Origin of the sequence: Bacillus sp. J41TS8 (assembly GCF_018333035.1) — a bacterium.
In the GTDB taxonomy this organism is placed as follows: Bacteria; Bacillota; Bacilli; order Bacillales; family Bacillaceae; genus Bacillus; species Bacillus paralicheniformis.
In genome coordinates this window covers 153,505-168,170 of sequence record NZ_BORF01000003.1, presented here as the reverse complement: position 1 = coordinate 168,170, position 14,666 = coordinate 153,505, and the positions used below count along the sequence as shown (strand labels likewise).

Sequence of the window (14,666 nt, the reverse complement as noted above, 5' to 3'; positions counted from 1 at the left end):
GAAAACACCCAAAAGGCAGTTTGCTTTTTAGGTGTAAGCAATACGCTTATGATTCAGCGCCTTCATGGCGCTCTTTCAGGACGCCAAGCACATCATCAAGCGGAAGGGACTGCTCCCTCAGCAAAACGAGCAGATGGTAAAGAAGGTCAGCCGCTTCCCATTTCAGCTCTTCAGAATCCCGGTTTTTTGCAGCGATAATGACTTCCGCCGCTTCTTCGCCAACCTTCTTCAAAATCTTGTCAACGCCTTCACGGAACAAATATGTCGTATATGCGCCTTCATGCATTTCAGCCTGCCGTTTGGCAATCACCGTTTCAAGTTCATTGATGATGTCAAAGCGGCCGCCGCCAGTCTGTCTGATATGTTCGCCGGGCGAGAAACAGCTGTAGCTTCCTGTATGACAGGCCGGTCCCGCCGGTTCGACCAGCACGATGAGCGCATCCTGATCACAGTCAAGCCTGATGTCTATCACACGCTGAATGTTTCCTGACGTCGCTCCCTTATGCCAGAGCTCTCCTCGCGACCTGCTGAAAAACCATGTCTCCTTCGTTTCCTGCGTTTTTTCAAACGATTCTTTGTTCATATAAGCAAGTGTCAGCACTTCCTTGCTCACTGCATCCTGGACAATCGCCGGAATCAAGCCGGCTTCATTAAATGTCAACTCGTCTGCCTTGATCATCTTACATTCACCCCGCGCTCTTTTAAATAAGCTTTTACTTCTTTTACAGATGTTTCTTTGTAATGAAAGATAGATGCGGCAAGAGCCGCGTCCGCCTGCCCTTCTGCAAATGCATCATACATGTGGTCCGCATGACCTGCGCCTCCGGATGCAATGACCGGGACTGAAACGGCTTCTGATACACACTTTGTGAGCCTGCAGTCAAATCCGTTCTTTTCTCCGTCTGCATCCATGCTTGTCAGCAGGATTTCACCGGCTCCCCGCTGAACGGCTTCCTTTGCCCATGAAACGGCCTCAAGGTCCGTCTTTTTACGTCCGCCGTGTGTATAAACATAATACTGATCAGCTTCCGGATCGAATTTTGCATCAATCGCGACGACAATGCATTGAGAGCCGAAAAAGTCAGCGCCTTCCGTTATCAGTTCCGGACGGAGAACGGCAGCCGTATTAACGGAAACTTTGTCGGCTCCGGCCCGCAGGATCGTTTTCATATCATCCAAACGATTAATGCCGCCGCCGACGGTAAATGGGATCGCCAGCTTGGCCGCCACTCTTTCAACGACGTCAACCATCGTTTTTCTCCCCTCGTGGGATGCCGAGATATCGAGAAAAACAAGCTCATCAGCGCCTTCACGATCATATACTTCAGCCAGCTCAACGGGGTCGCCGGCATCTTTCAATTCAACAAACTGTACACCTTTGACAACGCGGCCGTCTTTTACGTCTAAACACGGGATAATTCGTTTTGTGATCACTTTTCCGCCACCCTTTCAAGCGCTTCAGCCACGGTAAATTGATTGGTATACAGCGCTTTTCCGACAATGGCGCCAGAGACGCCTTCCGCAGCCCGGGAAGCGAGTGCCTCAAGATCGGCGAGAGAGCTGACACCGCCGGAGGCAATGACTTGTTTACCGGTTGCCCTGGCAAGCTCCACTGTACTGCTGATATTCGGTCCTGACAGCATTCCGTCAGTCGCAATGTCGGTAAAGATAAACACTTCCGCACCTTCATTCGCAAGCTCGCGGCCAAGCTCTTCCGCTCTAACGGAGGAGGTCTCAAGCCATCCTTCAGTCGAAACAAATCCGTCTCTTGCGTCAAGACCGATTGCGATATGCCGGCCGTAAGCTTTCAGCATGTTTTTGACAAACTCGGGATTTGATACGGCCGAGCTGCCTAAGATCACCCTTTCAACACCTTGCGACAAGTAGTCATACACGTCTTTTTCGGTCCTGATGCCGCCGCCGACCTGCACTTTAACGTTGAGCTCATCAGCAATGCTTATGACGTGGCTGTCGTTCACTTTTTTGCCTTCTCTTGCCCCGTCCAAATCGACAAGATGAATCCAGTCTGCCCCCGCTTCAGCAAACCGGGAGGCCATATCCAGAGGGGAATGACCGTAAATCGTTTCTTTTTCGTAATCTCCCTGGATGAGCCTGACGCATTTGCCGTTTCTCATGTCAATGGCAGGGTATACAGTAAACTCGCTCATTTTTTCACCTTCTGTTCTTGTGTAAGCTGCTTGAAACGCTTTAAGATCGACATGCCGACCGCACTGCTTTTTTCCGGATGGAACTGGGCGCCGTATACATTGCCAAGACCGACGACAGCGGGCACACGCACACCGTATTCGGCGCTGGCAAGCAAAGCCTCCTCTTCGATTCCGCTGACATAATACGAATGAACGAAATACGCATATCCTTCTTTCGTCTTTGGTAAAAGCGGAGAGTCGCGGTGGACCGTGAGCAGATTCCAGCCCATGTGAGGCACTTTTAAGCGATCTCCCGCTTGATCACGGTCTTTCAGTTTAACGATTTTTCCTTTCAAAAGGCCGAGTCCTTCTGACGCCCCGCGTTCTTCGCTTTCTTCAAACAAAAGCTGCATGCCGAGGCATATGCCGAGAAAAGGTTTTCCTTCGCTTACGGCATCTTGAATAAATGTTTTCAGGCCGGTCTGGCTTAAAGTCTCCATCGCATCCCGAAAAGCGCCGACTCCCGGAAGGATATAGCTGTCCGCTTTCTTAAGTTCATCCGGATGCTCGGACACGAAATAAGGAGCATCGATCCGTTCAAGCGCTTTAGAGACGCTGTACAGGTTTCCCATTCCGTAATCTATGACACCGATCATTTACAGCATTCCTTTCGTTGACGGAATTCCTTTGACCCGCGGATCGATCAATGTCGCTTCATCAAGCGCACGTCCCAACGCTTTAAAAATCGCCTCGATCATGTGGTGGGTATTCGTACCGTAATGAACGATGACATGAAGATTCATTCGCGCTTCCAGCGCAAACTTCCACAAAAATTCATGGACAAGCTCTGTATCAAATGTTCCGACTTTCCGGCTCGGGAATTCGGCTCTGAACTCGAGGTGCGGCCTGTTGCTCAGATCAATCGCAACCTGGGCGAGCGCTTCATCCATCGGCACCATGCTCGAACCGTAGCGTTTGATTCCTTGTTTATCTCCGAGCGCTTCCAAAAGCGCCTGTCCGAGACAAATACCGATATCTTCCGTCGTATGGTGGTCGTCGATTTCAACATCGCCTTTCGCTTCAACTGAAAGGTCAAACTGCCCGTGTTTTGTAAATAAATCGAGCATATGTGTCATAAACGGGACATCTGTTTGAATATCCGCTTTCCCTTCTCCATCAATATGAAAGGATAATTTAATATCAGTTTCATTGGTTTTTCTTGCCCGTTCGGCTTTTCTCATCAGTTTTCCTCCCGGTTTCTGGATTCAATGGCTCTTGCATGGGCTTCAAGTCCTTCTAATCTTGCAAAGGCTGCGATGTTCTCGGCATTCTCGCGGAATGCATCCCTGCTGTAGGAAATGATGCTGGAGCGCTTTTGGAAGTCAGTCACATTTAGCGGGCTTGAAAATCTGGCTGTGCCGTTAGTCGGCAGAACATGATTAGGGCCTGCAAAATAATCGCCCACCGGCTCTGAACTGTAGCGGCCCAGAAAAATGGCGCCCGCGTGTTTAATCTGTCCGAGCAGGGCGTCAGGCTGAGCTGTTAAAATTTCCAAATGTTCAGGAGCGAGCTCATTGATGACGGAAACGGCTTCATGCATCGTCTTTGTAACATAGATCAAACCGTGGTTGTCAATCGACTGCCGTGCAATCTCTTTTCTCGGAAGATGTTCGAGCTGTTCGTAAACCTCTTTTAAAACAGATTCGGCAAGCTCCTTTGAGTCGGTGACAAGAATGCTCGATGCCATCGCATCGTGCTCAGCCTGTGAAAGTAGATCAGCGGCGATTTCCCGGTGGTTTGCCGTACTGTCAGCGAGGATGGCGATTTCACTGGGGCCCGCGATCATATCGATATCAACCTGGCCGAATACTTCCCGTTTAGCCAAGGCGACGTAAATATTGCCAGGTCCGGTGATTTTATCGACGGGGGAAATGGATTCCGTTCCGTAAGCCAATGCGGCAATCGCCTGAGCGCCGCCCATTTTGTAAATCTCTGTGACGCCAAGCTCGGCCGCAGCCGCCAGCACTCCCGCCGACAATTTGCCGTCTTTTCCCGGAGGTGAGGCAAGGACAATGCGATCGACGCCGGCAACAAGCGCCGGAATGACATTCATCAGGACGGATGATGGGTAAGCAGCCGTTCCGCCGGGCACGTACACTCCCGCTGAATCAAGCGGCGTAATTTTCTGGCCGAGCATCGTTCCGTCCTTGCGGTGGTAAAACCATGATGATGCGAGCTGCCGCTCATGATATTCTTTAATGTTGAAAATCGCCGCCCGAATAATCTCGAGATCCCGTTTTTTGAGCGTGGTGTATGCTTCCTTGATTTCGTCTTCAGAAACGCGAAAGTCAGCCACATCCGCTCCGTCAAATTGCCTTGTGAATGCGGAAACAGCTGAATTCCCGTTCTTTTTCACTTCTTCGATAATGCGGCGGACTGCTTTTCTTTGTTCTTCTGTTCCGGCGTCAATGGTCCGCTTTAGTGAAACCGACGTATTTCCGCTGATGGATTTGATCTTCATTTTGCTTTTTCCCCTTCCACAATAAGAGAAAGTTTTGAAGCCATTTCATCGATGACTGCGTCTTTCATTCGGTAGCTGACAGGATTTACGATGAAACGCGACGTGATATCGCAAATTTTTTCGGTTTCAACCAGACCGTTTTCCCTTAAAGTCTGTCCTGTTGATACGATATCAACGATTCGGCCGGCAAGCCCGATCAAGGGAGCGAGTTCAATCGAACCGTTGAGCTTGATGATTTCCACTTGTTCTCCCTGCTCCCTGAAGTAGCTTGACGCGACATTTGGATACTTGGTCGCAACCCGGGGTGCAACGCTGTCGGCCGCCGTCTCTGGCAGGCCGGCTACGGCAAGACGGCATTTGCTGATGTTTAAATCAAGAACCTCGTAGACATCGCGTTCTTCTTCCAGCAGGACATCTTTGCCGGCGATTCCGACATCGGCCACCCCGTGCTCGACATATGTTGTGACATCCATCGGCTTGGCGAGGATAAAGCGAAGGTTTTCTTCAGGCACTTGAATGATCAGCTTTCTCGAATCGTCGAATTCTTCAGGGAGCTGATAGCCTGCTTTTCGAAGCATATCGGCAGCTTCCTCAAATATCCGCCCTTTCGGCATCGCAATCGTCAATTCCTTACCCATGCTTCTCTTCCTTTCTGGCCCCGATAAAATAGGTCACGTTTTGAAAAGACTTTGTCATTTGGTCAATATCTCCGATTCCCGCTAAGTCCTGTATGACGACTTTTTTGCCTTTTCTTCGCTCTTCTTCGGCAAATTTGATCGCCTCTTTTCTCTGTTCCGTGCTGAAGATGACGACATCGATTTTTTCTTGCTCTTCCGCCGGCTTCAATGCTTCCAGCAGCCTGTCAGTCCTGATGCCGAAACCGGTTGCCGGAGCGGGTGAGTCGAAGCGGCCGAGAAGCTGGTCATATCTGCCGCCGTTTCCGATCGGAAAGCCGACGTTTTCAGCATAGATTTCAAACAAAACGCCGGTATAGTAGCTCATATGGCTGACCATGCCTAAATCGAGCTTAATGTCGTCCGTGCAACCATAGTCGCCGAGCGTCTCCCAAAGCGTCTTCAGTTCTGAAACCGCGCGTTTTCCTTTTTCAGAATCGATGATCGATGCCGCCTTGCTGCACGTTTCAATACCGCCTCTCAACTCCAAAAGCTCGAGCAGCCTGCTTTTATCAATTGAGGATAAATTGAGGGATTTTACATGCTCCCGGTAGCCGACATAGTTCTTTTCGTATAAATAGCGCCGCAGGACATGAGCCCTTTCTTCGTTTCCTAAAACCTCCACAAACAGAGCGTCTGAAATTCCGACATGGCCGATCGAGATTTTAAATGAAGTCAGGCCGGCTTTTTTAAGCGAAAAAATGACGAGCGCAATCACTTCTGCGTCAGCGCTTGTAGATCCATCGCCGATCAGTTCGACGCCGACTTGCTCAAATTCGGCGGCACGCCCGCCTTCACGCTCCTGTGCCCTGAACACATTTGCAGCATAGCCCACTCTGAGCGGGTGATCATCTTTATGAAGTTTTGAGGCCGCTACCCTTGCGATCGGAGCCGTCATATCAGGTCTTAACACGAGCGTCTGCCCCTCCTGATCGAGGAGTTTAAACAACTGCTGATCCAATATGGCCGACTGCACACCAACCGTATCATAAAATTCAAGGGCCGGTGTCTCCATGAACTGATACCCCCACAGAGCCATCACCTCTGTTAATGAAGAGCGCACCTTTTTCTTTGTTTCGTAAAGCACAGGCAGCGTATCCCGCATGCCATGCGGTTTTTCAAACATAAACATCTACACTTGCACCCCCATAACCGTTTGAAGGAAAATTCCGAATCCTTTAGTTCGCTAATATGATAATATGCTAACAGATAAAAGAATCAAAATCAACAGCCGTTCTTAAAATAGACTCCGGCCCGTATCGGAAATGATAACTTTTATGTAATGAACATCTTGATGGTATAATATAAACGATCGCAAATCTTTGCCTTAACCAAACCAGCAACGGGAAGACAGGAGACTCAGAATGAAATTTTTCAAAACTCTTTTTTTTATTTTCTTCGTAGCAGCTCTTATGACCGCCGTTCTTATACTGTTTTCTAAAGATGCGTTAAGCCCGTTAGCCGAAATGCTGCACAGCAGCCATAAGAATGCTGCTGACAATAAAGAAGTACGTCAGCCGCTTGACGTCCCGCTGATCAACCAAATGGACTCGCCGAAGCTTTATAACGGCTGTGAAGTCGCCAGCCTGGCGATGATCTTAAACTACAGCGGATATCATGTCACAAAAAATGAGCTTGCCAATGAGGTGAAAAAAGTGCCTCTGCACTATGAAAACGGCTTAAAGGGAAATCCTAACGACGGCTTTGTCGGAGATATGGAAAACGGACCCGGACTGAGTGTCTACCATGGCCCGATTTACGATTTGGCCTATTCATACGCAGGTACTAAAGCTGTCGATTTGACGGGAAGTGAGCCGGAGAAAATATATGAACAGCTGAATCAGGGAAGACCGGTTTGGGTGATCACCACTGTACATTTCACCCCAGTCAACGATATGGAAACATGGAATACACCGTCAGGCAAAGTCGATGTGACGTACAGCGTTCACAGTGTTGCCGTGACAGGCTATGATGAAGATTACGTTTATGTGAATGATCCGTACGGATATAAAAACAGAAAAACAAACAGAGAACATTTTGAAAAATCATGGAAACAGATGGGCAGTCAGGCGATCGTGATCGCCGCTTAAAAAGGCAGATTAACCCTCTGCCTTTTTTTAGTTCTTTCAACCCCTATTAAAATAAGCCCCTTTACCCTTTCGTCACATCCAAAATACAGAAAACAACCCCATTTCACGTGTTTTATTTACTGTTTTTTCACAATATTCAAATTATTTGTTTACACGTCAGCAAACTCGCATATATGATAGTACCGAAATAGGTGTCTCATCTTATTGCAAATGGACCAGAAACTGCTTTCACCTACGGGAGACAAAATCTGTTTTGAACAATATGTCATGAGGAGGATGAAAATGATGAAGAGATTAGCAGGTACGGTTATTTTGTCAGGTTTGCTCGTCTGCGGGTTTGGACAGGCTCTGTCCGAAAAAGCCTCGGCCGCCGAGGTTGTTCACAAAACGATCGTAGTCGAAAAAGGACAAACGTATGACGGGAAAGGCAAGCGGCTGATTGCAGGTCCGGAGCTCGGGGACGGCAGCCAGCGCGAAGATCAAAAACCGATTTTTAAAGTGGAGAATGGTGCAACGCTCAAAAATGTCGTGCTTGGCGCTCCTGCTGCTGATGGTGTTCACACTTATGGCAACGCTTCCATAAACAACGTTGTTTGGGAAGATGTCGGCGAAGATGCCCTGACTGTCAAAAGCGAAGGAAATGTCACGATTAACGGAGGATCGGCCCGGCTTGCCGCGGACAAAATCTTTCAAATTAATAAAGCGAGCACATTTACCGTGAAAAATTTCACTGCCGATCAAGGAGGCAAATTCATTCGCCAGCTCGGAGGCTCGACATTTAAGGCCGTGGTCAATATTGATAACTGTACGATTACAAACATGAAAGAGGCGATCTTCAGAACCGACAGCAGTACAAGTTCCGTTACGATGACAAATACAAGGTACTCAAAAGTCGGAAAGAAATGGATCGGTGTGAAGCATATTACGGAAAGGAACAATCATGAATTTTAACGGTGATTGCAAATAAAGGCCCCCGTTCCTTATTCAGCGGGGGTCTCCAATCTTTTTTCCATTTCTTCTTTTGTATAGATCAGCCGCATCGGATTGCCGCCGACAAAAGCGCCCGGAGGCACATCTTTATGAACGAGCGTACCGGCGGAAATGACGGCGCCGTCTCCGATTTCGACGCCTGGAAGGATCGTCGTATTGGCTCCGATCATGACTTCATCGCCGATGACAACCTCGCCGAGCCGATATTCTTTTATTAAATACTCGTGCGCCAAAATGGTCGTATTGTAGCCGATCACGGTGTTACGCCCGACGGAGATCTTTTCAGGAAACATGATATCCGGCATAACCATTAAAGCAAATGAGCATTTCTCTCCGATTTTCATCTGCAAAAACGTCCGGTACATCCAATTTTTCATTCCAAGAAACGGCGTATAGCGCGCCGCCTGAATGACGATAAAGTTTTTGATCACTTTAAAAAACGGAACCGTCTGATAGATGTGCCATAAGGAATTGGGGCCGGACACCGGATAGCGCTTCGTTTTTCTCAAGCTTTCTCCACCTCAAGAATGCGAAGGAGATCGCTCATTTGCTGAAGCATAAAATCAGGCTCGTGTTTGGCAAGGCTTTTTTCTCCTTTTATCGTCCACGCAACGCCTGCTGTTTTCGTTCCGGCATTCTTCCCTGCTAATATATCGTGGTAATTGTCACCGATCATGATCGCTTCTTCCGGACGGCTGCCAAGCTTGGAAAGGGCGAGCAAAACAGGCTCGGGATCAGGCTTCGCCCGCTTAACGTCATCCAGCGTCACAACCGTCTCGAAAAAGGCATCAAGCCCGGTCAGTTTAAGCCCCATGATAACGGTGTCCCGCAGCTTTGTCGTGACAATCCCGAGCTTATACCCTTCTTCCGTAAGACGTTCAAGCGTCTCGTAAACCGTCTCATACTCGGTTACCAGTTCATCATGCTTCTGATGATTAAATGTCCGGTACATGCTGATCATTTCTTCAGCCTTATCCTTTTGAATGCTTGAGAACGTTTCATAAAGGGAAGGTCCGATAAAAGCAAGGACATCCTCCCGTTTATAGCGTCCCGGTGCATAATGTTCGAGCGTGTGCAAAAATGAGGCAATAATCAGCTCATTTGTATTGATGAGCGTTCCATCCAAATCAAATAAAACCGTATTAACTTTCATACAAAGCTTCCTTTCTGCGAACGGAATAACCCGGCTTTCTCCAGAAGCGCGAAATCGCGATCGTCAGCAGGACCGCGGTCACAAGCCTGATCAACAAAAGAGGCCAGACCGGAATGCCGAGCGGGATAAATACCAATGTGTCTTCAACAACCGCGTGGCAGGCGACGAGAAAAATAAACGCGAGCGTTACATCTCTTTTGCTGACGCCGTCTTCTTCGACCGCTTTGATCATGACACCGGCCCCGTATGCAAGACCGATCGTCAGCCCGGCAACCATCGTCATTGAGGTGTTCTCCTTCATTCCGAGCATTCTCGTCAGCGGTGCAAACCACTTTGAAAAAGTATGCAGCCAGCCGAGGTCTCTCATATATTGAATGATGATCATCAGCGGTATCACGATGGCTGCAAGCTGAAGGACACCAAGGCCCGCCTTGGTGACGGCTTCAAGCGCAATGTCAAGCCAGCCGGAAGGAGCGGCGCTTTTCGCAGAGATCAAGCCGTATTTAGCCGCATCCTGACCGCCGTGCCAGACAAGGTTAATGATAAAAGCCGAAAAAACGGCGAGACCGATGCGCACGAGCAAAATAAGCCATATTTTAATTCCGACCCTTGAAGCAACGGTCGATTCGATAATCAAATTGTGGCAAAACGACAGCATCACCGCTAAAATAAACACTTCTTTAACCGTCAAATCAAGCGTTAAAATCCCCGCAATTCCGGCATACAAGTTCAGCATGTTTCCGAGCACAAGCGGTATCGCCGCTTCCCCTGACAACCCGAAAATCTTCATCGCCGGCGTGATCAGTTTGATCAACCAGTCCATCACCGGTGTATGCTGAAGCAGGCTGACAATCAGCGTGACAGGAAAAATCACTTTTCCGAGCGTCCACGTCGTTTTCAGCCCCGCCGCAGCGCCGGCTTTTAAAGTTCCCTTCATCGCTGTCTCCCCTTTGTAAAATCGCTACATCTCCTGATACCGTTTAATCTCTCTGCCTTTGAAACGTCTGTAGGCTATCAGCGCAGCCGCACAGAGGATCAGGACGATCGAAATCACCTGTGCGATGCGAAGGTTCGCCGTCAGCATCAGACTGTCCGTTCTAAGGCCTTCGATATAGTAGCGTCCCATCGAATACCAAATGACATAGATTAAGAACAGCTCGCCTCGCTTTAAATTCGCTTTTCTTAAAAGAAGCAGAACGACGACTCCCGTGAAGCTCCACAGCGATTCATACAAAAAGGTAGGCTGATAGTACTGTCCGTCGATATACATTTGATTGATGATAAAATCAGGCAGGTGGAGGTTTTCTAAAAACGCTCTTGACACCGCCCCACCGTGCGCTTCCTGGTTCATAAAGTTTCCCCAGCGGCCGATCGCCTGACCGAGCAGGATGCTTGGAGCAGCGATATCAGCCAGCTTCCAAAACGAAAGCCCTTTGACCTTCGCATAAATGATTCCCGTCAGCACGGCGCCGATCAGACCGCCGTGGATCGCAAGGCCGCCGTTCCATATTTGAATAATCTGGTCCGGGTGTTCACTGTAATAGCCCCATTGAAAAATGACATAGTACGCCCTTGCGCATAAAATCGCAATCGGGATCGCAAAAAGCACCAAATCGACAAAGGTGTCCTTATGCAGTCCCCTCCGTTCGCCTTCCCTGACCGCCAGCCACAAGCCCAGCAAAGCGCCAAGGCCGATGATAATGCCGTACCAGTGGACAGCAATCGGCCCCAGGTGAAAAGCAATCGGATTTAAAGGTTCAATCGTTTCATTCATATTGTCAGCTCCTATTCTTCAAGCTCACCATCTTCAATCACATCCGCAAGCTTATGGGTAAATTGCTCAGCGGCATTCAGCCCCATTCTCTTCAGTCTGAAGTTCATTGCGGCCACTTCGATGATAACGGCAAGGTTTCTTCCCGGACGAACCGGAATTGTCAGCTTCGGAACGTCTGTATCAATAATTTTCATCGTGTCTTCTTCAAGCCCTAAGCGGTCATACTGCTTTCCTTGCTCCCAAAGCTCCAGACTCATGACAAGGGTAATCCGTTTAAAGCTTCTGACCGCCCCCGCGCCGAATAACGTCATGACATTGATAATGCCAAGACCTCTGATTTCCAGGAGATGCTCAATTAATTCAGGCGCGCTTCCGATCAATGTATCCTGGTCTTCCTGTCTGATCTCAACGCAGTCATCCGCCACAAGGCGATGGCCTCTTTTGACAAGTTCCAAAGCCGTTTCGCTTTTTCCGACGCCGCTCTTTCCGATAATGAGCACCCCGACGCCGTAAACGTCGACGAGGACGCCGTGAATCGCAGTTGTCGGAGCAAGCTGGCTTTCAAGAAAATTCGTCAGACGGCTCGTCAGGCGCGTCGTCTTCAACGGGGATCGAAGCACAGGCACACCGTTTTCTTCGGAAGCCTCGATGAGTTCAGGCGGAATCGGCAAATCACGGGAAAGGATGATCGCCGGTGTAATTTCCGTGCATAACGACAGCATCCGCTGCTTTTTTTCTTCCTCTGGAAGCTTTTCAAAAAAGGTAATCTCGGTCTTCCCAAGCAGCTGAACCCTCTCTTTAGGATAGTATGTAAAATAACCAGCCATTTCAAGGCCCGGTCTTGATAAATCGCTCATCGTAATCGGGCGGTTGATCCCTTCTTCTCCGCTGATGAGCTCAAGCTTAAATTTATCCATCACATCTTTTGTTCGAACTTTCGGCACGATTGATGCACCCTCCTCTTCTCAGATGAAGAACTAGACATTCAGCTTTATTCTATCACTTTCAAAATGAACCTAAAACATTTTTTGAAAATGGCCGCCTTGACACTTCGATGAAGTGCTTTCTTTCAAAGCGAAAAATCAGTAGTATGTAAAGAGGAACGCGAAAAGGAAGTGAAGAACCGTTGAAATACAATATCCATGATACAACCGTGCTGAACGAAGACATTTTGACCCCGGAAGAAAAAGAGACATGGGTTCTCTATATGAAAGTACTGACCGCTGCCGGCCTGGGGGATGTCTCCGAATGGATGAAGCTCGATCTCAGCATGCCGCAAATGAAGGTTTTAATGCTTCTGAACAACCACGGCACACTGAAAGTCTCCGAGATCGCTGAAAAAATGGGCGCTTCCCTTTCAAATATGACCGGACTGCTCAGCCGCCTTGAACAAGCGAACTTCATCAAAAGAACACATTCCGAGCAAGATCGGAGAACGATTGTTGTTGAACTAACCGAAGATGCAAAGGGGATTTTTCGAAGCCTTTACAAAAAAGGCCACGAAAAGCTCAAAAAAGCGCTCCAGAAGCTGAATGAACAGGAAAAAATCAAAGTGAATGAAGGCCTTACCATTCTTGAACAAGCGTTAAAAGCTGACGATGAATAGACAAGCTGCCCGGAAACCGGCGCAGCTTTTTTTGTTGAAAAATTTCTTTTGACAAAACGTGTTTTTTTAAGGATGATTAAAATAGTTCACTCAAAGTGAATTATTCATTTTGAATTAATAAAAAAGGAGGATAAATGGTGTGAACCAAAAGTGGGCCGTTTTATTATTTACGATCGGCGTGTTTATGGCTGCTTTAGACAATGGCATCATTTCAGCCGCACTGACGACAATCAACGATTCGTTTCAAGTATCCCCCTCATGGGGAGCTTGGGGCATCACGCTTTATACGCTCGGTTTGGCAGTCAGCGTCCCGATCGTCGGAAAGCTGTCTGACCGGTATGGACGAAAAAAGCTGTTTATCATCGAAGTCTTGCTGTTTGGCGCCGGTTCGCTGCTGGTTGCATTGAGCCAAAACTTCCCGATGTTTTTATTGGCGAGGCTGATTCAGTCGCTTGGCGGCGGCGGAATCTTCATTATCGGAAGCTCGCATATTCTCACTGCGCTGCCTAAAGAAAAACAGGGAACCGCACTGGGGCTTTTAGGTGCGATGAACGGGATCGCGGCAGTGCTCGGTCCGAATATCGGCAGCTTTATTTTGGATATGACCGGAAGCTGGCACTGGCTGTTTTTGATCAACCTTCCGATTGCCGCAGCGCTGATCATTCTCAGCGTTCCATTGATGAAGGAAACAAAAGGCGGAACACAGAAGCCGCTCGATCTGGCCGGAACTGTGCTGTTGTCTCTCGCGATTTTAGCTGTGATGTACGGAATAACGAATATAAACGGCCAGCACATGTCCGCCGCCCTGTCCGATCCAAAAGTATACTGTTTTCTTCTGATCGGCTGCGCGCTTTTTGCGGGACTCATCTTTTACGAAAAACGCATAGAACTGAAAGGCGGCGACCCGATACTTGCCTACAGCTTATTAAAAAACAAGGTGTTTCAATGGACGCTTTTTATCGGATTTTTATCCGGCGGACTCTTGGCAGCCGTCATTTTCATTCCTGCATATGCGGAACAATATTTGCATGTCGCTCCTGAAAAAGCGGGGTATTGGATGACGCCTCTGGCGCTGGCTTCAGGAATAGGAGCAGGGCTCGGCGGAATGCTCGCCGATCGGAAAGGACCGGTAAAGGCGGCATGGCTTTCGGGAATCATTTCGTTCGCCGGGTTTTTACTTTTATCCGTCTGGGTGACAGAGAAGTGGGAATTTGTTTTGGCAAGCATTATCGCAGGGATCGGTTTTGGTTTTCTGTTAGGCGCGCCGTTAAATATGCTTGTATCAGAGGCAGCAAAACAGGATTACGGGACAGCGCTCGGTACATTATCGCTCGTCAGGCAGATGGGGATGACTTTGGCGCCCGCGCTGTATGCGGGATATATAACGGCCGGCTACGAAAATATCGGCACACATATCAAACAAAAACTGAATGATGCAGGGACGCCTTTAAATGAATTTACAGGCGGCGAGACGGACTTATCGCGTCTGAACGAGTCACTCAGCCAGATTCCCGACCCAAAAGTCAAGGACATCATAAGCGAAGCGATCCATGAAAGTGTGGGAACGGGGTTTTTCAACCTCTATTTCACAGCCGCCGTCCTTTCCCTTGCCGTCATCGCTTCTGTCAGCATTTTATCGCTTTACAGAAAAAAACAAACCGACACGGCAACCCGTCTGAAAAAAGATGTGACAAACTAAAAAGCATTTGCT

The 14,666-nt window shown here is 48.5% G+C and carries 17 protein-coding genes; 4 read left to right on the top strand and 13 right to left on the bottom strand.

Going from position 1 to position 14,666, the window contains the following annotated elements; all coding sequences use genetic code 11:
* Positions 1 to 46: 46 nt before the first annotated feature.
* Genes hisIE through KI350_RS06055 form a run of 8 tightly spaced genes read right to left on the bottom strand, consistent with a single transcriptional unit; the run spans position 47 to position 6,474 of the window.
* Complete coding sequence (gene hisIE, locus KI350_RS06090) at positions 47 to 679, bottom strand: bifunctional phosphoribosyl-AMP cyclohydrolase/phosphoribosyl-ATP diphosphatase HisIE (RefSeq protein ID WP_065644283.1); 633 nt, start codon at positions 677 to 679, stop codon at positions 47 to 49.
* Positions 676 to 1,434, bottom strand: coding sequence for an imidazole glycerol phosphate synthase subunit HisF (gene hisF, locus KI350_RS06085; protein ID WP_020453065.1), 759 nt, complete (start codon positions 1,432 to 1,434; stop codon positions 676 to 678). The genes hisIE and hisF overlap by 4 nt, the downstream gene beginning before the upstream one ends.
* Positions 1,431 to 2,168 carry a 1-(5-phosphoribosyl)-5-[(5-phosphoribosylamino)methylideneamino]imidazole-4-carboxamide isomerase gene (hisA, locus tag KI350_RS06080; protein ID WP_020453066.1) on the bottom strand — a complete coding sequence of 246 codons (738 nt, stop codon included), beginning with the start codon at positions 2,166 to 2,168 and terminating at the stop codon, positions 1,431 to 1,433. Before hisA ends, hisF begins: the two co-directional genes overlap by 4 nt.
* Complete coding sequence (hisH, locus tag KI350_RS06075) at positions 2,165 to 2,803, bottom strand: imidazole glycerol phosphate synthase subunit HisH (protein ID WP_020453067.1); 639 nt, start codon at positions 2,801 to 2,803, stop codon at positions 2,165 to 2,167. The genes hisA and hisH overlap by 4 nt, the downstream gene beginning before the upstream one ends.
* Positions 2,804 to 3,388 carry an imidazoleglycerol-phosphate dehydratase HisB gene (hisB, locus tag KI350_RS06070; protein WP_020453068.1) on the bottom strand — a complete coding sequence of 195 codons (585 nt, stop codon included), beginning with the start codon at positions 3,386 to 3,388 and terminating at the stop codon, positions 2,804 to 2,806.
* Positions 3,388 to 4,668, bottom strand: a complete 1,281-nt coding sequence (hisD, locus tag KI350_RS06065) for a histidinol dehydrogenase (protein WP_065644282.1) — start codon at positions 4,666 to 4,668, stop codon at positions 3,388 to 3,390. Before hisD ends, hisB begins: the two co-directional genes overlap by 1 nt.
* On the bottom strand, positions 4,665 to 5,306 hold the full coding sequence (hisG, locus tag KI350_RS06060) for an ATP phosphoribosyltransferase (RefSeq protein ID WP_065644281.1): 642 nt from the start codon (positions 5,304 to 5,306) through the stop codon (positions 4,665 to 4,667). Before hisG ends, hisD begins: the two co-directional genes overlap by 4 nt.
* Positions 5,299 to 6,474 carry an ATP phosphoribosyltransferase regulatory subunit gene (locus tag KI350_RS06055; protein ID WP_065644280.1) on the bottom strand — a complete coding sequence of 392 codons (1,176 nt, stop codon included), beginning with the start codon at positions 6,472 to 6,474 and terminating at the stop codon, positions 5,299 to 5,301. The genes hisG and KI350_RS06055 overlap by 8 nt, the downstream gene beginning before the upstream one ends.
* Positions 6,475 to 6,706: 232 nt before the next feature.
* Between KI350_RS06055 and KI350_RS06050 the strand changes: the two genes are divergently transcribed.
* Both KI350_RS06050 and KI350_RS06045 read left to right on the top strand, forming a co-directional pair.
* The gene (locus tag KI350_RS06050; RefSeq protein ID WP_065644279.1) at positions 6,707 to 7,432 is read left to right on the top strand and encodes a C39 family peptidase; all 726 of its coding nucleotides are present in this window, start codon (positions 6,707 to 6,709) and stop codon (positions 7,430 to 7,432) included.
* A 282-nt stretch (positions 7,433 to 7,714) separates the two neighbouring features.
* Positions 7,715 to 8,383, top strand: a complete 669-nt coding sequence (locus tag KI350_RS06045) for a pectate lyase (RefSeq protein ID WP_081303607.1) — start codon at positions 7,715 to 7,717, stop codon at positions 8,381 to 8,383.
* Positions 8,384 to 8,412: 29 nt separating this feature from the next.
* Here KI350_RS06045 and KI350_RS06040 read toward each other — a convergent pair whose 3' ends face one another.
* The 5 genes from KI350_RS06040 to hprK are packed head-to-tail and all read right to left on the bottom strand — an operon-like array spanning position 8,413 to position 12,293.
* Positions 8,413 to 8,931: an acyltransferase gene (locus KI350_RS06040; protein ID WP_059230976.1), complete on the bottom strand. Its 519-nt coding sequence runs from the start codon at positions 8,929 to 8,931 to the stop codon at positions 8,413 to 8,415.
* Positions 8,928 to 9,575: a pyrophosphatase PpaX gene (ppaX, locus tag KI350_RS06035; RefSeq protein WP_059230978.1), complete on the bottom strand. Its 648-nt coding sequence runs from the start codon at positions 9,573 to 9,575 to the stop codon at positions 8,928 to 8,930. The genes KI350_RS06040 and ppaX overlap by 4 nt, the downstream gene beginning before the upstream one ends.
* On the bottom strand, positions 9,565 to 10,512 hold the full coding sequence (locus KI350_RS06030) for a nucleoside recognition domain-containing protein (RefSeq protein ID WP_059230981.1): 948 nt from the start codon (positions 10,510 to 10,512) through the stop codon (positions 9,565 to 9,567). The genes ppaX and KI350_RS06030 overlap by 11 nt, the downstream gene beginning before the upstream one ends.
* A 24-nt stretch (positions 10,513 to 10,536) precedes the next feature.
* Entirely contained in the window at positions 10,537 to 11,349 is an 813-nt protein-coding gene (lgt, locus tag KI350_RS06025) for a prolipoprotein diacylglyceryl transferase (protein ID WP_059230982.1), read from the bottom strand.
* Between the two features lie 11 nt (positions 11,350 to 11,360).
* Positions 11,361 to 12,293 (bottom strand): HPr(Ser) kinase/phosphatase, encoded by a 933-nt coding sequence (gene hprK / locus KI350_RS06020; protein WP_020453078.1) that lies wholly within the window; start codon positions 12,291 to 12,293, stop codon positions 11,361 to 11,363.
* Between the two features lie 182 nt (positions 12,294 to 12,475).
* Here hprK and KI350_RS06015 point away from each other — a divergent pair, with 182 nt between their 5' ends.
* A complete protein-coding gene (locus KI350_RS06015) occupies positions 12,476 to 12,955 on the top strand; it encodes a MarR family transcriptional regulator (protein WP_065644278.1) in 480 nt (159 codons plus the stop codon).
* Positions 12,956 to 13,094: 139 nt separating this feature from the next.
* Positions 13,095 to 14,654 carry an MFS transporter gene (locus tag KI350_RS06010; RefSeq protein ID WP_059230986.1) on the top strand — a complete coding sequence of 520 codons (1,560 nt, stop codon included), beginning with the start codon at positions 13,095 to 13,097 and terminating at the stop codon, positions 14,652 to 14,654.
* Positions 14,655 to 14,666: the final 12 nt, after the last annotated feature.